The 23,699-nt window shown below is 72.5% G+C and carries 21 protein-coding genes; 10 read left to right on the plus strand and 11 right to left on the minus strand.

Annotated elements, in window-relative coordinates; all coding sequences use genetic code 11:
- Positions 1 to 298 precede the first annotated feature (298 nt).
- From ACFWY5_RS14055 to ACFWY5_RS14075, 5 genes are read left to right on the plus strand one after another with little or no spacing between them, the layout of a single operon-like run.
- Positions 299 to 1,075, plus strand: a complete 777-nt coding sequence (locus ACFWY5_RS14055; protein ID WP_379609588.1) for a carbohydrate ABC transporter permease — start codon at positions 299 to 301, stop codon at positions 1,073 to 1,075.
- On the plus strand, positions 1,072 to 1,893 hold the full coding sequence (locus ACFWY5_RS14060; protein ID WP_379609587.1) for a carbohydrate ABC transporter permease: 822 nt from the start codon (positions 1,072 to 1,074) through the stop codon (positions 1,891 to 1,893). The genes ACFWY5_RS14055 and ACFWY5_RS14060 overlap by 4 nt, the downstream gene beginning before the upstream one ends.
- Positions 1,890 to 3,221, plus strand: coding sequence for a GH1 family beta-glucosidase (locus ACFWY5_RS14065; RefSeq protein WP_379632091.1), 1,332 nt, complete (start codon positions 1,890 to 1,892; stop codon positions 3,219 to 3,221). Before ACFWY5_RS14060 ends, ACFWY5_RS14065 begins: the two co-directional genes overlap by 4 nt.
- A gap of 28 nt (positions 3,222 to 3,249) precedes the next feature.
- The gene (locus ACFWY5_RS14070) at positions 3,250 to 4,269 is read left to right on the plus strand and encodes a LacI family DNA-binding transcriptional regulator (RefSeq protein ID WP_379632093.1); all 1,020 of its coding nucleotides are present in this window, start codon (positions 3,250 to 3,252) and stop codon (positions 4,267 to 4,269) included.
- Between the two features lie 3 nt (positions 4,270 to 4,272).
- Positions 4,273 to 5,271: an aldo/keto reductase family protein gene (locus ACFWY5_RS14075; RefSeq protein ID WP_379609584.1), complete on the plus strand. Its 999-nt coding sequence runs from the start codon at positions 4,273 to 4,275 to the stop codon at positions 5,269 to 5,271.
- Between the two features lie 323 nt (positions 5,272 to 5,594).
- On the opposite strand, the gene ACFWY5_RS14080 is transcribed toward ACFWY5_RS14075, so the two are convergent.
- Complete coding sequence (locus ACFWY5_RS14080) at positions 5,595 to 7,919, minus strand: glycoside hydrolase family 2 protein (protein WP_379632095.1); 2,325 nt, start codon at positions 7,917 to 7,919, stop codon at positions 5,595 to 5,597.
- A gap of 147 nt (positions 7,920 to 8,066) precedes the next feature.
- Between ACFWY5_RS14080 and ACFWY5_RS14085 the strand changes: the two genes are divergently transcribed.
- Positions 8,067 to 12,659 carry an SCO7613 C-terminal domain-containing membrane protein gene (locus ACFWY5_RS14085; RefSeq protein ID WP_379632097.1) on the plus strand — a complete coding sequence of 1,531 codons (4,593 nt, stop codon included), beginning with the start codon at positions 8,067 to 8,069 and terminating at the stop codon, positions 12,657 to 12,659.
- A 16-nt stretch (positions 12,660 to 12,675) separates the two neighbouring features.
- Positions 12,676 to 13,251 carry a TetR/AcrR family transcriptional regulator gene (locus ACFWY5_RS14090; RefSeq protein ID WP_379609581.1) on the plus strand — a complete coding sequence of 192 codons (576 nt, stop codon included), beginning with the start codon at positions 12,676 to 12,678 and terminating at the stop codon, positions 13,249 to 13,251.
- Here the strand turns inward: ACFWY5_RS14090 and ACFWY5_RS14095 are convergent.
- The 10 genes from ACFWY5_RS14095 to ACFWY5_RS14140 all read right to left on the minus strand — a co-directional run bounded on the left by ACFWY5_RS14095 (position 13,202) and on the right by ACFWY5_RS14140 (position 22,345).
- A complete protein-coding gene (locus ACFWY5_RS14095) occupies positions 13,202 to 13,735 on the minus strand; it encodes a carboxymuconolactone decarboxylase family protein (RefSeq protein ID WP_379609580.1) in 534 nt (177 codons plus the stop codon). The genes ACFWY5_RS14090 and ACFWY5_RS14095 overlap by 50 nt on opposite strands.
- Before the next feature lie 9 nt (positions 13,736 to 13,744).
- Positions 13,745 to 15,103 (minus strand): NADH-quinone oxidoreductase subunit N, encoded by a 1,359-nt coding sequence (locus ACFWY5_RS14100; RefSeq protein WP_379632099.1) that lies wholly within the window; start codon positions 15,101 to 15,103, stop codon positions 13,745 to 13,747.
- The gene (locus ACFWY5_RS14105; protein WP_379632101.1) at positions 15,100 to 16,542 is read right to left on the minus strand and encodes a NuoM family protein; all 1,443 of its coding nucleotides are present in this window, start codon (positions 16,540 to 16,542) and stop codon (positions 15,100 to 15,102) included. Before ACFWY5_RS14105 ends, ACFWY5_RS14100 begins: the two co-directional genes overlap by 4 nt.
- A gap of 3 nt (positions 16,543 to 16,545) precedes the next feature.
- Positions 16,546 to 18,303 (minus strand): NADH-quinone oxidoreductase subunit L, encoded by a 1,758-nt coding sequence (locus tag ACFWY5_RS14110; protein ID WP_379632103.1) that lies wholly within the window; start codon positions 18,301 to 18,303, stop codon positions 16,546 to 16,548.
- Positions 18,300 to 18,605, minus strand: coding sequence for an NADH-quinone oxidoreductase subunit NuoK (gene nuoK, locus ACFWY5_RS14115; protein WP_379609576.1), 306 nt, complete (start codon positions 18,603 to 18,605; stop codon positions 18,300 to 18,302). Before nuoK ends, ACFWY5_RS14110 begins: the two co-directional genes overlap by 4 nt.
- Positions 18,595 to 19,086, minus strand: coding sequence for an NADH-quinone oxidoreductase subunit J (locus ACFWY5_RS14120; protein ID WP_379632105.1), 492 nt, complete (start codon positions 19,084 to 19,086; stop codon positions 18,595 to 18,597). The genes nuoK and ACFWY5_RS14120 overlap by 11 nt, the downstream gene beginning before the upstream one ends.
- The gene (locus tag ACFWY5_RS14125; RefSeq protein ID WP_379632107.1) at positions 19,086 to 19,937 is read right to left on the minus strand and encodes an NADH-quinone oxidoreductase subunit H; all 852 of its coding nucleotides are present in this window, start codon (positions 19,935 to 19,937) and stop codon (positions 19,086 to 19,088) included. The genes ACFWY5_RS14120 and ACFWY5_RS14125 overlap by 1 nt, the downstream gene beginning before the upstream one ends.
- A complete protein-coding gene (locus ACFWY5_RS14130; RefSeq protein WP_379632109.1) occupies positions 19,930 to 21,192 on the minus strand; it encodes a hypothetical protein in 1,263 nt (420 codons plus the stop codon). Before ACFWY5_RS14130 ends, ACFWY5_RS14125 begins: the two co-directional genes overlap by 8 nt.
- Complete coding sequence (locus ACFWY5_RS14135; protein ID WP_379632111.1) at positions 21,183 to 21,512, minus strand: NADH-quinone oxidoreductase subunit A; 330 nt, start codon at positions 21,510 to 21,512, stop codon at positions 21,183 to 21,185. Before ACFWY5_RS14135 ends, ACFWY5_RS14130 begins: the two co-directional genes overlap by 10 nt.
- Before the next feature lie 125 nt (positions 21,513 to 21,637).
- On the minus strand, positions 21,638 to 22,345 hold the full coding sequence (locus tag ACFWY5_RS14140) for a hypothetical protein (protein WP_379632113.1): 708 nt from the start codon (positions 22,343 to 22,345) through the stop codon (positions 21,638 to 21,640).
- A gap of 66 nt (positions 22,346 to 22,411) precedes the next feature.
- On the opposite strand from ACFWY5_RS14140, the gene ACFWY5_RS14145 reads away from it, so the two are divergent.
- The 3 genes from ACFWY5_RS14145 to ACFWY5_RS14155 all read left to right on the plus strand — a co-directional run bounded on the left by ACFWY5_RS14145 (position 22,412) and on the right by ACFWY5_RS14155 (position 23,567).
- Positions 22,412 to 22,555: a hypothetical protein gene (locus ACFWY5_RS14145; protein WP_184974673.1), complete on the plus strand. Its 144-nt coding sequence runs from the start codon at positions 22,412 to 22,414 to the stop codon at positions 22,553 to 22,555.
- A 70-nt stretch (positions 22,556 to 22,625) separates the two neighbouring features.
- On the plus strand, positions 22,626 to 22,853 hold the full coding sequence (locus ACFWY5_RS14150) for a hypothetical protein (RefSeq protein WP_379609570.1): 228 nt from the start codon (positions 22,626 to 22,628) through the stop codon (positions 22,851 to 22,853).
- A gap of 78 nt (positions 22,854 to 22,931) precedes the next feature.
- A complete protein-coding gene (locus ACFWY5_RS14155; protein WP_379632115.1) occupies positions 22,932 to 23,567 on the plus strand; it encodes a class I SAM-dependent methyltransferase in 636 nt (211 codons plus the stop codon).
- The last annotated feature ends 132 nt before the right edge of the window (positions 23,568 to 23,699 follow it).

Genomic DNA, 23,699 nt, shown 5'->3' on the forward strand with positions numbered 1-23,699 from the left:
TACGGCGACGCCACCCCCACGCCACCCGCCGCCATGGGCTGGCGCCGATCGTGGGGGTCGCTTCTCACGCCGGACGTGGTGCGCGCCGTCACGGCCATCGCCGGCCATCCGAGGGGGCTGAGTCGTGAGTGTTGATCTCGGGGTGAAACCGTCGGCCAGAGGCGGGCACGCCAAGAAGGTTCCCAAGTCCAGTCTCCGGTCGCGCTTCGACCGGAACGCCGCGCCGTACCTCTATATCGCGCCCTTTTTCGTGATTTTTGCGTGTTTTGGGCTATTTCCATTGATCTACACGGCTTGGGTGTCGCTGCACAAGTGGGATCTTGTCAGCGGGAACCAGGGGTTCGTCGGGCTCGAGAACTTCGCCGTGCTGTTCGCCGATCCGGACTTCTGGAACGCGGTCGTCAACACGGTCGGGATGTTCCTTGTCGCCGGCGTGCCGCAGTTGCTCATCGCGCTGGTGCTGGCCAGTCTGCTCAACCGGCCGCTGCGCGGGCTGACGTTCCTGCGCATGGGCGTGCTGGCGCCGATGATCACCTCGATCGCGGCGGTGGCGATCGTGTTCTCGCAGCTGTTCTCGCGGGACGCGGGACTGGCCAACTGGGCGATCGGGCTCGTCGGCGTGGAGCCCGTCGACTGGCAGGCCGACAAGTGGTCGTCGTGGACGGCGATCGCAGTCATGGTCGACTGGCGCTGGACCGGCTACAACGCGCTGATCTACCTCGCGGCCATGCAGTCGATCCCGCGCGACGTCTACGAGGCCGCCGAGCTCGACGGGGCCTCGAAGGCGCGGCAGTTCTGGCAGATCACCATCCCGATGATCAAGCCCGCGGTGATCTTCACGGTGATCATGTCGACGATCGGCGGCATGCAGCTGTTCACCGAGCCGCTGCTGTTCGGGCAGGGCGACCTGACCGGCGGCAGCCTGCGGCAGTTCCAGACCGCCGCCATGTACATGTTCCAGCAGGCCTTCGAGGAGTTCGACTACGGATACGGCTCCGCCGTCGCCTGGATGATCTTCGTCCTCATCGTGCTGATCGCGCTGGTGAACTACCTGATCTCCAGGAGGATGAAGTGATCAGGCGGAACAAGCTGGTCTACCTGACCCTGCTCGCCGCGATCGTGATCTCGGTCTTCCCGCTCTACTGGATGTTCGTCATCGCCACGCGGACCAACGACGTCGTCGGCCAGTACCCGCCGCCCATGACGCCGGGCGGGGAGCTCGGCGCCAACGTCACCCGGCTGTTCGAGGCCGAGCAGGCCAACTTCGCGCTCGGCATGCTCAACTCGGCCCTCGCCTCGGTCGCGGTGACGGTCTCGACCGTGTTCTTCTGCTCGCTGGCCGGGTTCGCCTTCGCCAAGCTGAAGTTCCGGGGGCGCGGGGCGCTGCTGGTGATCGTCCTGGGCACGATGATGATCCCCGTCCAGATGGGGATCATCCCGCTCTACATGGTCATGGTGGAGCTGGGCTGGCAGAACACCATGCAGGCGGTCATCGTGCCGTTCCTGGTGTCGGCGTTCGGGGTGTTCCTGATGCGGCAGTACGCGATCAGGGCGGTGCCCGACGAGCTGATCGAGGCGGCGATCGTCGACGGGAGCTCCAGCTTCCGCGTCTACTGGAGCGTCGTGCTGCCCGCGCTGCGGCCGGGCGCGGCTGTACTGGCGCTCTTCACGTTCATGGGGACCTGGAACGAGTTCATCTGGCCGAGGGCGGTGCTGGAGGCGGACAACCCGACCGTCCAGTTCTCGCTCAGCCAGCTCGCCACCGAGTACTACACCGACTACACGCTGATGTTCGCCGGGACGCTGGTGGCGACGCTGCCGCTGCTCGCCGTCTTCATCGTCTTCGGCCGCCAGATCATCGGCGGCATCATGGAAGGAGCCGTCAAGGCATGAGCAGTTCGTTTCTCTGGGGTGCGGCGACGTCCAGCTACCAGATCGAGGGCGCGTTCGCGGATGACGGCAGGGGGCCGTCCATCTGGGACACCTTCAGCCGCACGCCGGGCAAGGTGCGCGACGGTGAGAACGGTGACGTGGCCTGCGACCACTACCACCGCTACCTCGACGACGTGCGGCTGATGGCGGGGCTCGGGTTGCGGGCCTACCGGTTCTCGGTGGCGTGGCCGAGGATCGTGCCGGAGCGGGGAGTGGTGAACCAGGCGGGCCTGGACTTCTACCGGCGCCTCGTGGACGCGCTGCTGGAACGTGGCATCACGCCGTGGCCGACGCTCTACCACTGGGATCTGCCGCAGTACTTGGAGGACGCGGGCGGGTGGCCCAACCGCGACACCGCCTACCGGTTCGCCGAATATGCCGACATCGTGCACACGGCGTTGTCCGACCGGGTGGAGAACTGGACCACGTTGAACGAGCCGTGGTGCTCGGCCTTGCTCGGGTACGCCAACGGTGAGCACGCGCCGGGGCGGGCCGAGCCTGAGCAGGCGGTGAAGGCCGTGCATCATCTCCTGCTGGGGCATGGGCTGGCCGTACCACTTTTGTCCGGAAATATCGGCATCACCTTGAATATGTCGCACGTGACGCCCGCCACGACCTCGCCCGCCGACGTGGACGCGGCCCGCCGCATCGACGGCATCCAGAACCGCCTGTTCATCGACCCCGTCCTGCTCGGCGCCTACCCCGAGGACGTGCTGGCGGACCTGTCCCACCTCAGCGACTTCAGCCACGTGAAGGACGGCGACCTGGCCACGATCTCCCGCAAGCTCGACATGCTGGGCATCAACTACTACTCCCCCGCCCTCGTCGCCGCCGCAGACCCCGTCCCCTCCGGCACCACCCCGTGGATCGGCGCCGAGTCGGCGCACTGGGTGGACGGCGGCCGCCCCCGCACCGGCATGGGCTGGGAGATCGACGAGAACGGCCTGCTGGACCTGCTGCAGCGGGTGGTCAAGGACTATCCCGCGATCGACCTCTACATCACCGAGAACGGCGCCGCCTTCGCCGACTCGGTCAGCTCCGGCGGCGCGGTCCACGACCCGGAGCGCATCGACTACCTGGAGCGGCACATCTCCGCCTGCGCCGAGGCGGTGAACAGGGGCGTGCCGCTCAAGGGCTACTTCGCCTGGTCCCTGCTGGACAACTTCGAGTGGGCCCACGGATACGGCCAGCGCTTCGGCATCGTCCACGTGGACTTCGGCACGCAGAAGCGCACCCCGAAGGACTCCGCCCTCTGGTACGCCGCCCGCATCCGCAAGGGCCTGCTTTGACCGCCGCTCGGACGGGAGGCCGGAGGTGGTGAGCGGGGCCAGGAAGCGGGTCACGCTGGAGGAGGTGGCGGCGCACGCCGGGGTCGGCCGGGGCACCGTGTCGCGGGTGATCAACGGGGCGGAGAACGTCAGCCCGGAGACCCGGGAACTGGTGGAGCGGGCCGTCGCGGAGCTCAACTACGTGCCCAACCACGCCGCGAGGTCCCTGGCGGCCAGCCGTACCGACAGCATCGCCTTGGTGATCGCCGAGCCTGAGGCGAGGCTCTTCTCCGACCCGTTCTTCGCCGGGATCATCCGCGGGATCACCTCGGAGCTGACCGCCACGGGCCGGCAGTTGCTGCTGACGATGGCGGGGACGCCGGAGGAGCGGGCGAACCTGGAGGGGTACCTGTCGGGCGGGCACGTCGACGGCGTGCTCCTGCTGTCGCAGCACCGCGACGATCCGCTGCCGGGGTTCCTGGTGAACATCGGGGTGCCGACGGTGCAGGGCGGGCGCTCGATCGGGCCGCAGGTCGTGCCGCAGATGGTGGACGTGGACAACCATCTGGGCGCGCATGTCGCCGTCGGCCACCTGCTGGAGCGCGGACGCAGGAAGATCGCGACGATCTCCGGGCCGATCGACATGATCGCGGGGCTGCACCGGCTGGGCGGCTACCGGGAGGCGCTCATGCTGGCGGGCCTGCCCGAGTACATCGCCCACGGGGACTTCACCGAGCTCAGCGGCGCCCGCTGCATGCGCGAACTGCTGGAGCGCACGCCCGATCTGGACGCGGTCTTCGCCGCCTCCGACCTCATGGCCGTCGGCGCGCTGCGGGTGCTGGCCGAGGCGGGGCGGCGGGTGCCGCAGGACGTGGCGGTGGTCGGGTTCGACGACTCCAGCCACGCGCAGTTCACCGGGCTCAGCTCGGTGCACCAGCCCATCGAGGACATGGGCAGGGAGATGGTCAGGCTGCTGACCTCGCTCATCTCCGGGCTCGGCGCCGGCGAGCGTCCGTCGCGCGCCGCGCTGGTCCTCACCCCACACCTAGTGATCCGTGAATCGAGCTAAAGCATGGAATTTCGTCATCTCGGGCGCAGCGGCCTCATGGTCAGCGAGATCGCCTACGGCAACTGGATCACCCACGGCTCGCAGATCGACGAGGACCGGGCCCGCGCCTGCGTCCGCGCCGCGCTGGACATGGGCATCACCACGTTCGACACTGCCGACGCCTACGCGGAAGGCCGCGCCGAGGAGGTGCTCGGCCGCGCCCTCCGGACGGAACGGCGCGACGAGATCGAGATCTTCACCAAGGTCTACTGGCCGACCGGCGGCGGAAGGAACAACCGCGGCCTCAACCGCAAGCACATCCTGCGCTCGGCGGAGAACTCCCTGCGCCGCCTGGGCACCGACTACATTGACCTCTACCAGGCCCACCGCTACGACTACAGCACCCCGCTAGAGGAAACGCTCCGGGCCTTCGACGACCTGGTACGCCAGGGCAAGGTCCTCTACGTGGGCGTCTCGGAGTGGACCGCCCCCGAGATCGCCGAGGCGCTCGGCGTGGCCCGCGACATGGGCCTCGACCGGATCGTGTCCAACCAGCCGCAGTACAACATGCTGCGCCGGGTCATCGAGCCCGAGATCGTGCCGCTGTGCGAGCGCGAGGGCGTGGGCCAGGTGATCTTCCAGCCGATGGCGATGGGCGTGCTGACCGGCAAGTACCCGCCCGGCGCCCCTCCTCCGTCCGGCACCCGCGCCACCGACCCGGAGGGCGGCCAGTACGTGACCCGGCTGCTGACGGACGACGTCCTGACCCGCGTCCAGAACCTCCGCCCCCTGGCCGCCGACCACGGCCTCACGCTCGCGCAACTGTCGATCGCGTGGACGCTGGCCAACCCGAACGTCTCCAGCGCCATCGTCGGCGCCTCCCGCCCGGAGCAGATCACGGACTCGGCGGCGGCAGCGGGCGTCCGCCTCGGCCCCGACGCCCTGAAGGCGATCGACGAGACCCTCGGCACCATCATCGAACACCACCCCACCGGCCCCCCAAGCCCCCAATCCCGCCCCTAACCGCTTTCCCGTACCGCTGCGAGTTTCCGCGCGTCCGGCCGCCGACCTTCTCGCCGGGGTTCTGCCTACCAACCCCCGGGTTGCGACAAGCCGGGTTCTGTGCGTTCGCCTCGCCGGGGTGCCGCGTGCCAACCCACCGGGTTACGGCCGGGTTCTGTGCGTTCGCCTCGCCGGGGTGCCGCGTGCCAACCCCCTTGCGGGGTTACGGCAAGCCGGGTTGCCCGGTCCGCCGTACCCCGCCGGGGTCTGTCGAGCGATGGTCGTGAGGGCTCACGGGGTGCTCGCCGTGACAACTCCGCTCTTGGCCGGTTGAGGGCTCGGGCTCAGCGGCGTTCGTTCACGCAGCGCAGGACCGGGTAGCGGGTCAGCGCCTTGTGGTCCAGGTGCTGAGTCGTGGTGATGTGGAAGGTGGTGCTCTCCCCCGGCAGCAGGGTGACCAACTGGTCGTCGATCTTGGCGTCGGGGGCGAGGCGGTCGGGGAAGACGGCCAGGTCGCGCAGGATCGTCCTCGCGGTCACCCGCAGCCGCACGCCGTCGTTCACCGGCTCCACCTCGGTCGTGTAGTCGGCCACCGGGTAGCCCATCTCGGGGTCCTCCTCGGCCGGGCGCAGCGCTCTCGTGCCGTCCAGTTCGGCGACCAGCAGTTCGCCCGTCGCCAGGTCGGCTATCGCGGGTTCCACGCCCAGCACGGCCCTCGGCTCGACCCTGATCGTCACCGACTCCTTGGCCAGCGTCTCGCCGGTGACGGACATCCTGGTGATCGCCAGTTCGCCCTCCCACGGCTCGGCGGAGTCGTTGACCGCCACCAGTTCGGTGCCCTGGAAGGTGAGGAGCCGGGGGGCGTAGGCGCGGCGCATGCCGTACCAGAGAGGCTTCTTGCGGCCGTCACCGTCTACGGCCGACCAGGACGTGACCGGCCAGCAGTCGTTGAACTGCCAGATGATCGTGCCCATGCAGTACGGCATGAGCGCGCGGAAGCGCTCGACGCCGAAGGCCATCGCGCGGGCCTGGTTGAGCTGGGTGTAGTAGTGCCAGTCGTCGAACGTCTCCGGCCGCGGCAGGTGCGCGCCGAGGCCGCGCAGGAGCTTGTCCTGGCCGCCGATCGCCTTCTGCGGGGAGGAGTCGGGCGTGAGCGGCTGGTCGGAGGAGGCCCTGCGCAGGGTGGCGTAGGCGGGCGGGCCCTGGAAGCCGAACTCGGCCACGAAGCGTGGAGTGTAGTTCGCGTAGTGCGTGTAGTCCTGGGCGTTCCAGACGGTCCAGATGTGGATCGTGCCACGCGAGGGGTCGTTCGGGTCGCGGTCGGGCGTGCCAGAGTAGGGGCTGCCCGGCCAGTACGCGCGCGCCGGGTCGACCTCGTTCACGACGCGCGGCAGCAGATCCTGGTAGAAACCCTCTCCCCAGGTACGCCCGGCGAGCTCCTTCTTCCAGCCCCAATGCCAGAAGCCCTCGATGTTCTCGTTGTTGCCGCACCACAGGACCAGCGACGGATGGCGCATCAGGCGGGCCACGTTGTCGCGGGCCTCGGCCTCGACCTCGCTCCAGAGGGGCTCCTCCTCCGGGTAGGCGGCGCAGGCGAACGGGAAGTCCTGCCAGATGAGCAGGCCGCGCTCGTCGGCGAGGTCGTAGAAGGCGTCCGACTCGTACGTGCCGCCGCCCCAGACGCGCAGGAGGTTGGCTCCGACGTCGGTGGCCTGGGTGAAGCGCTCGGCCAGGTTCGCGGCGGTGACGCGGGCGGGGAAGCAGTCGTTCGGGATCCAGTTGAAGCCCTTGACGTAGACGGGGGCGCCGTTGACCGTCAGGCGGAAAGCCTCCCGGTCGACGTGGACGTCGCGGAAGCCGATGCGCTCGGTCCGCACCTGGTCCCCGAGCCGCACCGTCAGCTCGTACAGCCGGGCCTCCCCATACCCTCGGGGCCACCACAGCTCCGGGTCCTCCACCCGCATCCGCAGGACGGCACTGGTCTGCCCGGCGGCCAGCCGTACCCGCGCCTCGGCCCCCGCCGCCTCCGCGACCACCTCGCACGCGGCGGGACGGGCGTGCTCCACCCGGACGCGCACCTCGACCTCGCCGTCGGCCCGCGCGGTCGGCAGCACCTCCGCCAGCCGCGCGCCCGACCAGGACTCCAGCCCGATCGCCCGCCAGATGCCCGCCGTGACCAGCGTCGGCCCCCAGTCCCAGCCGAAGTTGCAGGCCATCTTCCTGATGAAGGGGTACGGCTCCGCGTAGGCGCCGGGCCGCTCCCCCAGCTCGGCGCGGCGGGCCTCGGCGTAGGCGTAGGGCGAGTCGAAGTGGACGGTCAGCGTGTTGGCGCCCTCGCGCAGCAGGTGTTCGACCGCGAAGCGGTAGGTCCGGTGCATGTTGGCGGTGCGGCCCGCCTGCATGCCGTTGACCAGCACGGTCGCCACGGTGTCGAGCCCGGCGCAGACCAGGTCCACGCGGTCCTCGCCGGTGTCGGTCCAGTCGAACGTCGTCTCGTAGGTCCAGGGGGTGCGGCCGATCCAGGCGAGCCGTTCCTCGTTGCGGTCGAGGTAGGGGTCGTCGATCAGGCCCGCCGTCAGCAGATCGGTGTGTACGCAGCCGGGGACCGTGGCGGGGATGCCGGAGAAGTCCGAGCCGGTCAGGGTCCAGCCTTGGTGCAGGGTGCGCAAGTCATCTCCACTGGTGGGGGCCGGGTTGACGCTAGGGCGGACGTGACAACGTTGTCAAGATCAGCCAGGTTGACCTGATCTCCAGACAATTCGCGAAATTTACGGCAAGGTCGGTGAGAATCCCGACATAGCGCGAGGTTCCCGCTCATGGATCTGTCGTCCTGCCCAGTCTGCGACACCGTCCAGCCCCAGCGCGCCCCTTCCTGCCCGCAATGCGGCACGGTACTGACCGGGGCGGCGGCCGAGGAGTACGCGGCGGTCGCGAAGTCGCTGGCAGCCCTGGACCACGAACGCGCCGCCCTCCTGGCCCGCCGCGAAACCGCCCTGACCCGCCTCCGCGCCACGGCAACGGTGACCGGCAACCACCCCACCCCACCCGAGCCAACAACCCCCGAACCCCCGACCGCCGAGGCCACGACCCCCAGACCCACGCCCGCCGCGTCCGCGATCCCCGAGCCCGCGACGGCCAGGTCCGAACCCGCCGCGTCCACAGCCCCCGAGCCCGCGACTGTCGGGGCCGCGTCCGCCGGGTCCGCGACACCCGAGCCCACGGCCATCGGGCGGGAGTCGGCCGGACAAGCGGCCACCAGACCGGCGGGCGGTGAGAGCGGTGGTGGCAGGCGGTGGGATCTGTCGCATCGGGCCGTGCAGAACGTGCTGCTCGGCCTGGGCGGTGTGCTGCTGTCGATCGCCGCCATCGTGTTCACGCTGGTCAGCTGGGACGTCCCCGCGTTGCGTGCGCTGATCCTGTGCGCGTTCACGCTGGGCGTGCTGGCGGTCCCCTGGCTGCTGGTACGCCGCCGCCTGGCCGCCACCGCGGAAACCGTCGCCTACCTGGGCCTGGTCCTCCTCCCCCTGGACGGCGTGGCCATCGCCCAAGCCCTGTCCGGCCCGCCCTCCGAGGCAGGCACGGCGGCGCCGCACCCGTTCTGGATCGTGGCCCTGGCCGCCGCCGCCCTGACGGTGCTCTGGTCGGCCTACGCCTGGATGTCGCCGCTACGCCTGCCCGCCCCCACGGCGATCGTCCTGGCCAACGTCGCCCTGGGAGCGATGGCCCTCGCCGTCCTCGACATGTCGGTGGCGGGACTGCCCTGGGCGGCGGCCGTGGCCGTCCTGGCCTGCGCGGCCGACTACGCCCTGTGGCGGGTGGCCCGCGACCGCCTGGCCGTCCTCGAGTACGCGGTCTCCGCCGCCGTCGCCGCCCTCGCCGGGACGGCGGCCCTGGCCCTGGGCATCATGGTGGCCGCCACCGCGGAGCCCGCCGTGGCCCCGGCCGCCGCCGCGACGCTGGCCGCGATGACGGCCCTGTTCGCCGCGTGGGCGCTGTCGGCCCGCGGGGCGGCCTGGCGCTTCCCGGTGGCCGCCGCCTCGGGCCTGGCCGCCATGTCCACCTTGGCCGCAATCCCCCTGTCCCTGCTGACCCCGGAGAACCTGACCGCCCTGGCAGGCCTGCTCACCCCGGAAACCCCGCCCTTCCCGGCAAACGGCCCAGAGAGGTTCTGGAGCACGGCCGGACCCTGGGGTGTGGGCGGGTCCTGGGGCGCGACCGGCCCGTGGCAGGTGACCGTCTGGGCGGCGGCGGCCTGTGTGGTTCTGGCGGTCGTGCGCCACCTGCCGGCCGGGCTGCGTCCCGGCGTGCGCGGCGGCGTGCTCGTCGTGCTCCCGCTGGCCGCCGTCTTCGCCGGCCCCTCCCTGCTGACCGTGGCCACGGCGCCCTTCTCCTGGCTCGCCAGCCCATGGCCCGCGGCACCGCTGGACGTACCCGCACGCCAGATCTGGCAGGTGAGCGCGGGCGACGCCGTCACGCTGGGCCTGCTCGCCCTGGCCCTGTCGCTGGCCGCGGTGGGCGATCGGCGGTGGCGCCGGGCCGGGGTGTGGGTGCTGGGATCGGGCGCGGTGGTGGTGCTGCCGGTCGGGGCGGGCCTGCCGTACCCGATGGCGCTGCTGGTCGTCGCGGGGACCGCGGCGTTCGCGCTGTGGACGGGCGCGCGGCGGGCCGGGCCCGCCGTCTGGGTGGGCGGCTATCTCGCGGCGCTGGCCGTGTGCTGGTCGCTGGCGGATCGCGAGGCCACCGTGCTCGTGGCGGCGGGGCTGGGCGCGGTGCTGGCGGTGGGGGCGGTCAGCGCGCGTACGGCGCCGGCCCAGGCCCTGACCGGCGCCGGGGCGACGCTGATGGCGGGGGTGCTCGCGCTGTCCCTGTTCTCAGGACCGGGCGCGGTGGCCGCAGGCGCCTGGGCGGCGGGGGCGCTGCTGGCCGTCAGGGCGTTCACGCTCGTGGTGACGCGGCCCTCGCGCAAGCTGACCCGTGCCGTGGTGGACGCCCCGACCATCGGCCGCACGCTGCTGCTCGGCCTGCTCGACCGGCTCACCCGCGCGGTTCGGCCCGGCGGGCGGGGCGCGGTGGAGGCGGCGGCCGTGGTGCTGAGCGCGTTCGCGATCTGGGTGAGCGGGCCGGAGCGCGCCCTGGTGATCGCCGTGGCGGCGGTGCTGGCCGCCTGTTCGGCGTGGCGCCGTCCGCGCGGCCGGTGGCGGGACGCGGCGGTGGCGGAGGCGGGCGTCCTGGCGGTGCTCGCGCCCTTCGCCCTCTCCAGTACGGCGGGCCCCGCCCTGTTCGGCCCCCTGACCTGGATCCGGAACGCCTGGCCGGAGGCGGCAGGATCGCCGGAGGAGTCGCTGCAATGGGCCCTCCCCGACCATCCGGACGGCGCGCTGCTCGCGGTGCTGATCCTGTCGGCGACCGCCGGAACGCTGGCGGCCGGGGCGCGCTGGGGCCGCGCGGCGGCCGCCGGGGTCGCCTCGCTGGCCTACCCGGTGGCGCTGACGGCGGTTCCGCTGGCGTCCGACCTGCCGTACTGGGTGTCGCTGGCCTTCCTCGTGGGCGTCACCGGCACGCTGGCCCTGTGGTCGGCCGTGGCCGCCACCGACCTGCCCGGTCTCGGCAGGACCGCGGGCACGGCGGGCGCGGCCGGGCTGTGGACCGGGACGCTGGCCGTCTCCTGGTCGCTGGCCGACCGGACCGCGACGCTGGCCGTCCTGGGCGCGATCGCCGCCATCGGCCTGCTCTGCGCGCTGCGCGGGCGCGGCTCCCCGGTCACCTCGGCGGCCTCGGCGGTGACCGGGCTGGCGATCGGCGCCGAAGGCGTGGCGGCGGCGCTCAGCGCCGGGGTCACCAGCGAGAACGCGGCGTTGCTGCTCCTGATGATCGCCGTCCTCCTGGTCAGGGCGGCCATGCTCACGCACCGCGCGGTGGCGGTGCCGCTCGGCGCGACCGCCGGCGTCCTCTGGACGGTGGCCCTGGGCATGGCGGGTGACGTCCTGAGGCTGTCGATCGTGCTCGCCGTGGGCGCGCTCGCCATGGCCGCGGCCTCCGCACGGCGCACGAGGAAGCAGCAGGAGGCGCTGGCCCTGGGCGCGATCCTGGCCGGCGCCGCCGCCCTGCTGCCGCATCTGCCCGCGTGGGTGATGGTCGTCGCGTTCCCCTACGGCTGGCTCGTCCGCCCCTGGGCGGGGGTGCCCGGTGAGGTGTTCGCGGTGGAGGAGACGTCGATGGCGCTACCCGGCGATCTCGGCGGCACCGGCACGCCGCTGGCCGTGGGAGTCCTGGTGACGGTCGCCTACGTGATCACGGCGCGGCGGCTGGGCGGCGGGCGGGCGGGCCTGGCGATGGCCACGGTGGCGGTACCGCTGTGTCTCCAACTGGTCCCGGTGGCGGCGATGCTGCCGTATGCGGGGGTGGCGGCGTTCCTGGGGTGTGTGGTGGTGGCGCTCGCCGTGCAGGCCGGGCGGGATCGTCTGGCGGGCTGGATGGCGCTCGTGCTGGCGGCGCACCTGGTGGTGTGGTCGCTGGCGGCGGCGCCGTACACGCTGGGGGTTCTCGCGGGGCTGACGCTGCTCGCTGGCGCGCTCGCGGTGCGGGCGCGCGACCTTCGCGTGCGGCGGGGCGCGGCCGCGACGGCCACCGTCGCGGGCGGCGGCCTGGCGCTGGCCGCGGCGCTCGCGGCCGGGCTGCCCGGGGAGCAGGCGGCGTTCGCGCTGATCGCCGTCGCGGCGCTGGCCGCGCTGACCGCCGCGCGGCTGCACCCCCGGCCGGTCGCGGTGGCCGTCGAGCTGCCGGGATGGGCACTGGCGGTGGCCGGGGTGCTGCTGACAACGAGCGAACCCGCTCTGGCCTGCCTGGCGCTGGCCACGACCGGGGTTCTGGCGCTGGCGGTGTCGCTGCGGCCCGAGCGCCGCGACACCCGCTGGGCCGGTCTGTTGCTCCTGCAGCTCGCGCTCTGGATCAAGCTGGCGCTCGAAGGGGTGACGGCGCCGGAGGCGTACACGGTGCCGCTGTCGGTCGCGGGGCTGATCGCGGCCTGGCTGGTACGGCGGCGCGACCCCACCGTCTCCTCCTGGATCGGGTACGGCTCCGCCCTGGCGCTGACCTTCCTGCCCAGCCTCGTGGCGGCCTGGAACGACCCGGCGCTCCTGCGCCCGCTCCTGCTGGGCGCCGCCGCCTTCGCCGCCACCCTGGCCGGAGCCCGCGCCCGCCTGCAGGCACCGCTGCTGCTCGGCGGGGCGGTCCTGGTGGTGACGGCGGCGCACGAGTTCGCCCCGGCGATCGGCGAGCTGGTCGGCCAGGGGCCGCGCTGGCTGCCGATCGCGCTGGCGGGCGCGTTCCTGCTGTTCACCGGCGCCACGTACGAGCACCGGCTGCGCGATCTGCGCCGCGTGCGCGGGCTGCTGGTGCGGATGCGCTAGGCGTTAGGGTCGTGCCATGGTCCGCGCCGACGCCGAACGCAACATCGAAGCCATCCTCGCCGCCGGACAACGCCTGCTGAGCGGCGATCCCGGTGCGAGCGTGGCGGAGGTGGCGAAGGCCGCGGGCGTGGGCCGGGTCACCCTTTACGGGCATTTCCCATCACGCGAGGACCTGGTGGACGCGGTCCTGGCCCGCGCGATCGCCGAGGCGCATCTGGCGCTGGACGACCCGGAGCTGGCCACGCTGCCCGCCCCCGACGCGCTCGCCCGGCTGGTGGGCTCGTCCTGGGAGACACTCAACCGGCACAGCCGCCTGTTCGTCGCCGCCGACCGCACGCTGCCGACCGAGCGCATCCGCGAACGGCACGCCGAACCGCTCAAGCGGGTCGAGGAGCTGATCGAGCGGGGCCGCGACAGCGGCGACTTCCGTACGGACGTGCCGGTGTCGTGGCAGGTCAGCTCGTTCTTCGCGCTCCTGCACACCGCGGCGCAGGAGGTGGAGGCCGCCCGCCTCGACGGCGGGGAGGCGGGCGGCGTGCTCGTCACGTCGCTGCGGTCTCTGCTTTCGGCTCGATCCCCGTCAGCAGGTTGAACGCGCCGGTCAGCAGGTTCAGCGAGACCAGGCCGACGACCTCGGCGATGACCCGGTCGCTCCAGCCGTGCGCGCGCAGTTCCGCGACGTCCTCGTCGGTGAGCGAGCCCGGGTCGGCCAGCACCCGCACGGCCACGCCGATGAGCGCCGCCTCGCGCGCGTCGGTCGAGGTCCCCTGGCGGGCGAGCTCCACGTCGCTCGCACTCAGCCCGGCCGCGAGCGCCGCCCGCTCGTGCGCCTGCTTGCACATCGCGCAACCGATCCACTCCTGTACGGCCAGCGAGATCTTCTCCGACAGCGGCCGGGGGATCTTCACCCGTTTCATGGCCCGCGAGAACGTGAGATAGCCCTCCAGCAGCGCCGGGGAGTGGGCCATGGTGGCGACCATCTCGCCCGCCGAGCCGCGCCGTTCGATGATCTCGTTCAGCAGTTCACGGGACCTGGCCGGGGCCTGCTCGGGCTCCAGGGCGTTCAGGCGTCGCATGCTTCCTCCTCAGTTGATACCCCCTGAGGGTATAAGCAAGACCGCTCCGCTGGCTATTCCCAGTCCCAGGGAGACCGCGGCGCAGACGTAGGCCACCCACCCGTTCCCCTGCGTCTCACCCTCCCCGGCCGCGTACAGCGGCCGGATCCAGCGCAGGTAGTAGAACAGGCTCGCCACCGTGTTGAGCGCGGCCACCACCGCCAGCCAGGCGTAGCCGCCCTGCCACGCCGCGGCGAACACCAGCACCTTGCCGACGAACACCGCCGTCGGCGGCGTGCCCACCAGCCCCAGCAGGCAGACCACCAGCGAGAACGCCAGCCAGGGCGAACGCCTGGCCAGCCCGGCGTACCCGGAGAGCCGGTCGGTCCCTGCCGCCGCGACGACCGCGAACGCGCCCAGGTTCGTGACCGCGTAGGCGGCCACGTAGAACAGCAGCGCCGGTTCCGCCAACTCGCCGCGACCCGCCATCGCCACCGGCACCAGCAGGTACCCGGCCTGGCTCACGGTCGAGTACGCCAGCAGGCGGCGCACGTTGTCCTGCGCGAAGGCGGCCAGGTTGCCCAGCGTCATCGTCACCGCCGCCAGGACCGCCAGCAGCATGGGCTGGTCGAAGACGTCCTGGGCCAGCCGGTACAGCGCCACGAACGCGCCCGCCTTGGGCACCGTCGTCAGGAACGCCGCCACGGGCCTGGAGGCACCCTCGGCGGCGTCGGGCACCCAGAAATGACCCGGTACGCCGCCGGCCTTCACCAGCATCCCGGCCAGCAGCAGCACCACGGCCACGCCGGGGGCGGCGCGGTCCAGCCCGGGGTAGGCGGTGGCGCCGGCCGTACCGTAGACGAGGGTGACGCCGGCCAGCATGAGCACGCCGAGAAAGGCGCCCAGCAGGTAGTACTTCAGCGCCGCCTCGGTGCCGGCGGCGTCCTTGGCGAAGCCGGTGAGCGCGTACGCGGGAATGCTCGCCAGCAGGTACGCGGCCACCAGCACCAGCAGGTCGTCGGCCCCCGCCAGCACCAGCGCGCCGAGCGCGGCCAGCATGACCAGCGTGTACACCTCGCTCTCCCGCCGGTCGCCGCGGGCCCAGGACCTGGCCAGGGGGAGCACGAGCATGGTGGCGGCGGCGACGGTGAGGCGGGCGACGTTCGTGGGCAGGTCGGCGGCGAACGACTCGAAGGCCATCACGTCAGGGCCGCCGATGACGGCCAGCGTCGCGGCGAGCGAACCGGCCAGGGCCGCGGCGCAGATCCAGGCCACGACGCCCTGCCGTTCGCGCGGCACGAACAGGCCGGTCAGCAGGCCGAGCACCGCCCCGGCCAGGATGAGCAGCTCGGGGAGCAGGTCGAGCGGGTTCTCCGCCATGCCGGTCATCGGCTCACCAGGCTCACCAGCGCGGCGGAGAAGGGTTCGATCAGGTCCAGCAGCCAGCGCGGAGCCAGGCCGATGACCAGGGACAACACCAGGAGCGGCGCGACGGCCGCCAGCTCGCGCGGCCGTACGTCGGAGACCGCCAGCTCGCCGGGCGCGCCGAGAAAGGCGCGGTGGAAGACGCGCAGCAGCAGCGCGGCGGTGATCAGGATGCCGAGGATGGCCGGCACTCCCGCCACCACCGCGCCCGCCCCGATCACGCCGGTGAAGATCTGGAACTCCGCGATGAAGCCCGACAGGCCGGGCAGGCCGAGTGCGGCGAAGGCGGCGACCGCCACCATCGTGGTGAACACCGGGGCGGTCCCGGCGATCCCTCCGTATCTGCCGACGTCATAGCTTCTGGCCCGGTCCCAGAGCACGCCGGTCAGCAGGAACAGCGCCCCCGTGATCAGCCCGTGGCTGACCATCTGGGTGACCGCGCCGCTGACCGCGAGCTCCCTGGCCCGCTCGGCCCCCGGGGCCAGCCCGGCCGCGCCGAGCGCCAGCACGATGTAGCCCATGTGGTTGACCGAGGTGTAGGCGATCAGGCGCTTGAGGTCGTCCTGGGCGAGGGCGACCAGCGCGCCGTAGAGCACGCTGACCACGCCCACCACCATGATCACCCAGGCGTACGCGCGCCACGCCTCCGGCAGCATCGGCATCGCGATCCTGGCGAAGCCGTACGTGCCCATCTTGAGCAGCACGCCGGCGAGGATCGCCGAGCCCGCGGCGGGCGCGTCGGTGTGCGCGGGCGGCAGCCACGTGTGGAACGGCACCGTCGGCGTCTTGACCGCCAGCCCCACCCCGATCGCCAGCAGCACCACCGCCGGGACCACGGGCGGCTCGGCGATCAGCTCGACCATGTCGAACGTCCCGCCGCCCAGGTAGAGGCCGATGAAGCCGAGCAGCAGCGCCAGCGAGCCGAGGAAGGTGTACAGGAAGAACTTCAGCGCCGACCTGGCCCGGTCGCCGTGGCCCCAGCCGGCGATCACGAAGTACATGCCGACGATCGACAGGTCGAAGAAGACGAAGAAGACCAGCAGGTCGAGCGCGGCGAACAGGCCGATGGAGACGGTCTGCAGGAACAGGAACAGCGCCGCGTACGACCTCGGCCGCCGCGTCTCGCGCCACGAGTAGACGGCGCACAGCAGGAACAGCACCGCCGTCATCGCGATCAGCGGCAGCGAAAGCCCGTCCACGCCGACGTGGTAGCCGGCGCCGACCGACGGGATCCAGCGCAGCCTGGTCTCGTAGCCGATGCCGCCGTCGTAGCCGAGCCACATGGCCACGACGAGCGCCAGGTCCACGGCCGTGGCGCCCACCCACACCCAGCGCGCGCTCACCCCGGGCACCGCCAGCAGGGCCGCGGCCAGCAGGGGCAGGAAGATCACCAGGTCGAGCATCGCTCACCTCACCAACGCGATCGCGACGGCCAGGATGATCAGGCCGACGGCGGCCTGGGCGAGGTAGGTGTGCACCTGGCCGTTCTGCGGGCGCCTGGCCAGCCGCCCCAGCCCCATGGCGGCGACGCCGACCGCCCGCACCACGCCGTCCACGCCCATCTCGAACGGCGTGCGCGCCAGCCTGGCCGCCGCCATCCCCAGCCTCGGCACCGCCTCGACCGCGCCGTCGACCACCCGGTCGTCGAACCACGCCGCCCCTCTGGCCAGCGCGAGCAGCGGCCGCCACACCACGGCCCGCGCCGCCGCCTCCAGTCCCAGCCAGCCCGTCAGCGCGCGTGGCTCGGGCAGGCGTACCAGCGCGCTGAGAACGGCGGCGGCGGCCAGCACCCCCGACAGCGCCAGCGAGCCCGCCTCCACCCGCGCGGCGCCAGGATCGCCCAGCAGCCCGGACCACCAGGCCCAGACCGCGGGCAGCCCGACGACGCCCAGCACGGCCGCGCCCGCCGCCAGGACCGGCAGCGGCGCCCAGGAGAGCGTCTCCGGTGGCCGCCCGTCCGAGCGGGAACCCCGCCAGACCGCGACCAGCGCCCTGCCCGCGTAGGCGGCCGACAGCGCGCCCGCGGCCAGCCCGATCGCGTGCAGCCAGGGGTCGTGCACGGCCGCCAGCACGCTGTCCTTGGTCACCCACAGCGACAGCGGCGGCAGCCCGGCCAGCGCCAGGGCGCCCACGGCGAAGCTCGCCCCCACCACCGGATAGCGGCGGCCCGCCCCGCGCAGCTCGGACAGGTCCTTGGTGCCGAGCGCGGTCAGCCACGCGCCCGCGCCCAGGAACAGCAGGCTCTTCACCGCCGCGTGCGCCACCAGATGGGCCGCGCCCCCGGCCACCGACCCCATCACCATGAACCCGAGCTGCGCGCACGTGGAGGCGGCCAGGAGTTGCTTGAGGTCGCGCTGAGCCAGCGCCACCCCGCCGAGCAGCAGCGCGGTCAGCCCACCCGCCCAGGCCACCAGCGCCCCCGCCCACCCCGTCGCGACGAGCAAGGGCTGCACCCTCAGCAGCAGGTACGCCCCCGCGGCCACCATCGTCGCCGAATGCAGCAACGCCGAGACCGGGCTCGGACCGGCCATGGCCCGCGACAGCCAGAAGGAGAACGGCAGCTGGGCCGACTTGCCGAGCGCGGCCAGCACGATCCCGCCCGCCACCAGGTCCCGCCACGGCTGCGGCAGCTCGGGCAGTCCGGCCAGCCCGAGCACCTGCCCGGACGTGCCACCCGCGGCGAAGGCGGCTCCCGCGGCCGCGTACAGGCCGAGGTCGCCCGCGCGCGTGGTCACGAACGCGACCCCCGCCGAGGTCACCCGGTCGCCGTCGCGCCACCAGTAGCCGATGAGCGCGTACGACATCGCGCCCATCACTTCCCACCCCATCAGCAGCACGGTCAGCTCGGTCGCGGTGACGGTCGCGAGCATCGCGCCGACGAAGATCAGCATGAGGCCGTAGAACCTGGCCTCCCGCAGCTCGCCCGTGGCGAACACCAGCACCGCCAGCGCCACCGCCGCCACGGTCACCACCATCACGGCCGACAGCCCGTCGACCGCGAAGCCGGAGGTGAAGACCAAGGGGAAGGTCGTCGTGGGCCGGGCCACGGCGGCCCAGACGGCCAGCGCCAGGGTGGCCGCCGCGGTGGCGACGGCTGTGGCGCGCGGAGCCCGGCGTACCAGGAGGAGCAGGGCGCCGACGGCGGCGGGCAGGATCCAGATCATCCCTTGAGGTCCCCCGCGCCGTCGGTGGTGTCCACGTCGCGGGCGCGGAAGATGGCGGTGGTCACGGCGAAGCCCATCGCCATCTCCAGCGCCATCACGGTTACCGCGACGAGCACGAGGACCTGGCCGTCGGCCGTCCGCGGCGCCACGAAGTACCAGAAGGCGCCGCCGGCCACGATGAGGCCGTTGATCATGAGCTCCAGGCCCATCATGAGCATGACGATCGACTGCTGGGACAGCGCGCCGTACAGGCCGATCGCGAACAGCGCGGCGGCCAGCAGCAGGAAGCCCTCAAGCGTCATAACGGCCCCGCCGCGTCGCCAGCACCACCGTGGAGATCATCGTGGCCAGGATCGCGACCCCGATGACCATCATGACCAGCATCTTCGGACCCATGATCGACATGCCGAGGGCCTCGGTGGGATCGGGCGGCGGCGCGCCCTCGCGGTCCGGCCAGTCGGTCAGGAAGATCCCGGCCACCAGCAGCACGAACACCGCCGCGGAGATGGCCGCCGCGCCCTTCTTGTTGTGCAGCATCGACATGGGCATGAGCCCCGCCGGGTTCATCATGAACATGATCATGAAGACGGCCATCACCAGCATCTCCATGATCATCATCAGGATGATCAGCGCACCGAGATAGTGCAGGTCGATCAGGAAGAACGTCGCGCCGACCGCGATCAGCGAGGCCAGCAGCGCGAACGTTGCCCGCGCCATCGAGTCCACCACGAACACCGCGATCCCGCTCGCCACCGCGAGCACCGCCAGGATCCAGAACGCCATCACATCACCACGATCCCGACGACGAGCAGTTGCAGCAGCGACAGCGGAATGAGCACCATCCAGGCGAACGTCATGAACCTGTCCATCCGTACGGCCGGCACCTGCCGCCCGATCCCCGCGAACAAGGCCAGCACGGCCACGGTCTTCACCGCCGTCCACGCCCACGCGGGCAGCCAGGGCCCGGTCCCGCCGCCCAGGAACAGCGGCACCGCCGCCGCGGCCGCCACCACCAGCAGCGCGTAGCGCCCCGCGAGGAACACCAGCCGATCCGGCCCGGCCAGCTCGGCCGTCACCCCACCGGCGACGCCCGCCCCGGCCGGCTCCCCCATCGGCCCCCAGAACGCCATGGCCAGAGCCGAGATCAGGTACACGAGGAACGCCACCGGCATCCACACCACGAACCAGAGCCCCCGCTGAGCCGCCACCACGTCGGCGAACCGCAGCGACCCCGCCCCCAGCGCCACCGTGATCAGCGCGAACATGTGCGGCAGCTCGTAGGCCAGCCCCTGGGCCACGAACCGGTACCCGCCGACCAGCGGGAAGACCGAGTTCGCCCCCCAGCCGGCCAGCCACACCGCCGCCCAGGCGCCGACCTCCATCGCGTTGAACCACACGATCCCCACGCCCAGGTCCAGCACCGCCCGCTCGCCCACGGGCAGCACGAGCGCGGCCAGCACCGCGACGACCGGCAGCGTCACCACGCCCAGCCGGGTGAGCGGCAGATCGGGCAGAAGCGTGCGCCGACGCTGCACCACCAGCCCCCGCGCCACGCCCGCCCAGTTCCTCTCGCTCAGGGCCATGGCCACCACCAGCACCCCGAGCCCACCCACCAGCCCGGCCACCTCACCCACGCGCCCCACCTCCCCCATGCGCCGCCTCGGAGGAGAGCTGGGCCAGATCGGGATCGAGACTGGCCACGATCAACCGCGCCTCGGCCAGTTCGGCGCCCTCCAGAAGATCGGGCAGAAGATCCAGAGCAGCCCGGCTCCACCCGGTCGGTCCCCTGTCTGCGCTCAGCGGCGTGCGATCCCGCAGCCGCCCGATCGCGTCACCGGCCGCGTCCAGCCGACGGTGCACCCGGTCGAGCACGTCTCCGGCCAGGAACGCGTGATCCACGCCGACCTGGCCGAGCCCACGCAGCATCCAGGCGAGCACCCACGACCTCCGCACCCGCCGCGCGAAGCGCGCGTAACCGGCGGCCACGTCCCCGTCGTCTCGCACGAGGCGGTCGCGCAGGTGGCGGGCGGTGCGGGCGGCGTCGGGCCAGCCTGCCACGGCGAGGAGGCGGCCGAGGCTGTCGAGGTGTGCCGCGGCCCGGCGACGTTCCGCGGCACCGCGGGTGACCGGCTCGCCCTCGGCGGCGGCCAGCCACGGCTCGGCCCAGAAGCTCCGCCCGGTCCCGGGATGCCCCGTCACCACGACGGCCCGCTGGATGACGTCACCCTGCATGACCGTCTCGACGACGAGCCCGTCCGGCCAGTCCGCCAGTACCGGCCCGAGGGGCACGTGCAGCAGGTCCAGCATGAGCCCGTCCCGATCCGGCCCACGCCCGGCCATCGCCACCCCGCCCACAACCCCCGTGTGCCCCTCATGCCCACCCTCGCCCGAGTGCTCGTGCGAAGCCTCGCTCCCGCCCGAATGCCCGCCGGCGTGCTCGTGCGAAGCCCCGCCCCCGGCCGAGGATCCATGCCCGTCGGAGGGAGCGGGCGGGTCACCCGTGCCGCACGACATCGTGTGCCCGGCCTCCTCCGGGCGCCAGGCCGTGGTGAGGTGTCCTGCCGCGTCCCGTAGCTGGGCGGCCTCGTCGGCCAGGGACTCGCGGGCCCGTTCCAGCGCGGCCCGCACCTCCGCCGCCGTCGCGTCCGCGGGCAGGGATACCCGGGCTCTCGGCCCCGGCACGTCGTTCCAGACGGTGTCGGCCGCCTCGGCCAGTCTCTCGCCCAGCGGCCCGCAGGTCACCAGGACCGCGGCCGCCGCGGGCGAGCGGGCCTGTGGCCACCCGCACGCCTCGACCAGCAGACGAAGACGCGTGCCGTACGGCCCGGCGACCACCAGCACCGGCGGCCGGGAGGCGGCGCGGCGCAGCAGCCACCCCCTCAGACCCACCGCAGCGCCCCTTCCCGCCAGGCGTAGACCACCCCGACCATCAGCAACCCGAGGAAGAGGAACATCTCCACCACCGCGACCGTCCCCACCTCGGCCACGACCAGCGCCCACGGGTACATGAACACCATCTCCATGTCGAAGGCCAGGAAGATGAGCGTCACGGCGTACCAGCGCACGTGGTAGCGCGACAGGGCGTGCTCGGCCGGCCGCGCACCCGACAGGTACGGCCCCGCGCGCAGCACTCCCCGTGGCGCGACGACCAGCGAGACGCAGTAGACGCCCGCGATGCCGACCGCGAGCAGGATCAGCACGACGAGCACGCCGGCCACCTCCTCACCAAGCTACTAAGATCCGTAGTTCCCTGATGAGTGGACGCCAACCATCACGCGCGTGGCCCCCGCCGCGTCCGGCGAGGGCCACCGCCCGGCCGCTCGACCTGCGGCGATCAGCCGGACACGGTGATCGTGTCCGTCTTGCCGTCCGCCGGGGTCTCGTCCATGGGGCGTCTGCGGGCCAGCCGTACCCCTGCCAGGGTGACCGCCGCACCACCCAGCCCCGCCAGCAGCAGCGCGTACGGGGGGAAGCCCGCGGCCTCGTCCGCCGCCTTCCCAGCAGGCGCAGGCACCGAGACCGGAGCCGGGACGAGAGCCGACGCCGGGGCCGGGGCCGCCGCCACCCGGTCGGCGGTGCCGCCGGCCGGGAAGCCGGGCGGGCGGATCGCGCCCCAGTAGTCCTTGCCGTCCCCGCGCAGATCCTGGGGCGGCGGGTTGATCTTCAGGCCGCCGGGCACGGTGAGCGTGCCGACGTCGTGCTCCTTGAACAGTCCCTGGATGCCCTCCACCTTCCACGTGCCCTTGGGGACGGCGATCGAGGTCACGTAGTGGCCCGCTTCCGGCCGCGCCGTACCGTCGAAGGTCATGACCTCGCCGTCGGCGGCGGTCAGCCGCAGGCCCGTCTTGCCCAGGTCGCCCTCGAACGGGTGCGTGCCGTGCTGCAGCACCCAGAAGCCGACCGTGTAGGTCGTGCCGGGCTGGAACCGGTCCGGCAGCGGGTCCAGATACGTCATCGCCCAGCCGCCCGCGTTCGCCGGTGTCGCGAGCCAGCCCGCCGCCAGGACCAGCGCGGCGGAGAGCACGAACAGGAGTCTTCTCATGACTACACCTCCGCTGCTTGTACACCGCGAGCGGGACCGGAGGTTCCGGGCCGTAAACTGGCCCGCATGTATGAAGTCGTCGCCGCCCTCGTCCCGCCCGCGGTCGTGGCCACGGCCTTCCTGCTCGGGGTGCGTGCCGTACTCAAGCGGGAACGCGCCGACCGCGAACACGAGCGCTCCGAGTCCGCCACCCGCCCGGCCGCCCAGTAGTTTCTAGGTAAAACCCGCTGCGAGGCCGCAGAATGGAGGGGACGGCGAGGGAGCGAGGAGTCCTGCCCCCGTGCCCGCCCCCAACCGCGAGAACCTGGCAGCGATGCTGGACGTGCTCGTGTACGAGAACGTGCTCATCGCCTGGCGGCGCCTGTCGTTCGGGCGATACGAGATCGTGTCCAGGGACGGCGAGGAGATCATCCTGTCCACCGCCCACGCGGAGATGTGGGCCGTCGGCGCGTTCGCGGTGTATCTCGCGCTGGTGGACCAGGGGCGGATCAGCCCGCGCATGCCATGAGTTTCCGCGGCGTTCCCGATCGTCCGCGCCGGTCACGACGTAGGTTGGGCGGAACGCCGTTGGGAGATGTGGAGGATCATGGCCGAGGACGAGCGCCCCAACCGGATTCATCAGCTCTTGTTCGGAGCCATGTCGCTGGCGGGGCCGCGGGTTCAGCGACGGCTGCTGCGCGGGTACTTCGATCTCTGGCACATCCGCGCCGACCCGTGGAGCGTCACGGTGGACGCGTACGAGCGGGAGAAGTACAAGGCCACGCTGGAGCAGGTGCCCAAGCGTGACTACCGCCGGGTCCTCGACGTGGGGTGCAGCGAGGGCTGCTTCACGATGCTCGCCTCCGCCGCGCACCCGGAGGCCGAGACGGTCGGGGCGGACATCTCCCACCGCGCGCTGCGCCGGGCCCGCGAGCAGGCGGCCCGCACCGGGTCGTCGGCCACGTTCGTGCGCCTGGACATCCTGACCGAGGACGCGGGCGGGCCGTACGACCTGATCTTCGTCGGTGAGCTCCTCTACTACCTGGGCAACACCCCCGCGGTGGCCGACCGGCTCGCCGGCCTGCTGGAGCCCGGCGGCCATCTGGTCCTCACGCACTCCCGCCCGCAGGCCCGGCTCCTGCACACCCACTTCGACGGCCATCCCCGGCTGAGGAGCCTGTCGAACGAGGACGGCGAGCACGACGGCCGCTTCTACAACGTCGCGGTCTACGAGCGGACCTGAGGCGTTCGAGGACGCCGCCTGCCGGTGGTGCGGTAGCGAGGGCGCGGGGCCCGCGCCCCCGGCCCAGCGACGTACCGCACACCCTTGAGCACCCCTAGGCCAGGGTGCCCCCCACCTACACCGCGAGCATTA

This window comes from Nonomuraea sp. NPDC059007, assembly GCF_042740555.1.
Classification (GTDB): Bacteria; Actinomycetota; Actinomycetes; order Streptosporangiales; family Streptosporangiaceae; genus Nonomuraea.

Excerpts from the sequence above, each read along its gene's own strand:
- ACFWY5_RS14065 (WP_379632091.1), top strand. The coding sequence starts at position 1,890 with ATGAGCAGTTCGTTTCTCTGGGGTGCGGCGACGTCCAGCTACCAGATC.
- ACFWY5_RS14140 (WP_379632113.1), bottom strand. The coding sequence starts at position 22,345 with ATGAGAAGACTCCTGTTCGTGCTCTCCGCCGCGCTGGTCCTGGCGGCG.
- ACFWY5_RS14100 (WP_379632099.1), bottom strand. The coding sequence starts at position 15,103 with ATGACCGGCATGGCGGAGAACCCGCTCGACCTGCTCCCCGAGCTGCTC.
- ACFWY5_RS14110 (WP_379632103.1), bottom strand. The coding sequence starts at position 18,303 with ATGATCTGGATCCTGCCCGCCGCCGTCGGCGCCCTGCTCCTCCTGGTA.
- ACFWY5_RS14095 (WP_379609580.1), bottom strand. The coding sequence starts at position 13,735 with ATGCGACGCCTGAACGCCCTGGAGCCCGAGCAGGCCCCGGCCAGGTCC.
- ACFWY5_RS14085 (WP_379632097.1), top strand. The coding sequence starts at position 8,067 with ATGGATCTGTCGTCCTGCCCAGTCTGCGACACCGTCCAGCCCCAGCGC.
- ACFWY5_RS14120 (WP_379632105.1), bottom strand. The coding sequence starts at position 19,086 with ATGGCGTTCTGGATCCTGGCGGTGCTCGCGGTGGCGAGCGGGATCGCG.
- ACFWY5_RS14155 (WP_379632115.1), top strand. The coding sequence starts at position 22,932 with ATGGCCGAGGACGAGCGCCCCAACCGGATTCATCAGCTCTTGTTCGGA.
- ACFWY5_RS14075 (WP_379609584.1), top strand. The coding sequence starts at position 4,273 with ATGGAATTTCGTCATCTCGGGCGCAGCGGCCTCATGGTCAGCGAGATC.
- ACFWY5_RS14090 (WP_379609581.1), top strand. The coding sequence starts at position 12,676 with ATGGTCCGCGCCGACGCCGAACGCAACATCGAAGCCATCCTCGCCGCC.
- ACFWY5_RS14145 (WP_184974673.1), top strand. The coding sequence starts at position 22,412 with ATGTATGAAGTCGTCGCCGCCCTCGTCCCGCCCGCGGTCGTGGCCACG.
- ACFWY5_RS14105 (WP_379632101.1), bottom strand. The coding sequence starts at position 16,542 with ATGCTCGACCTGGTGATCTTCCTGCCCCTGCTGGCCGCGGCCCTGCTG.
- nuoK (WP_379609576.1), bottom strand. The coding sequence starts at position 18,605 with ATGACGCTTGAGGGCTTCCTGCTGCTGGCCGCCGCGCTGTTCGCGATC.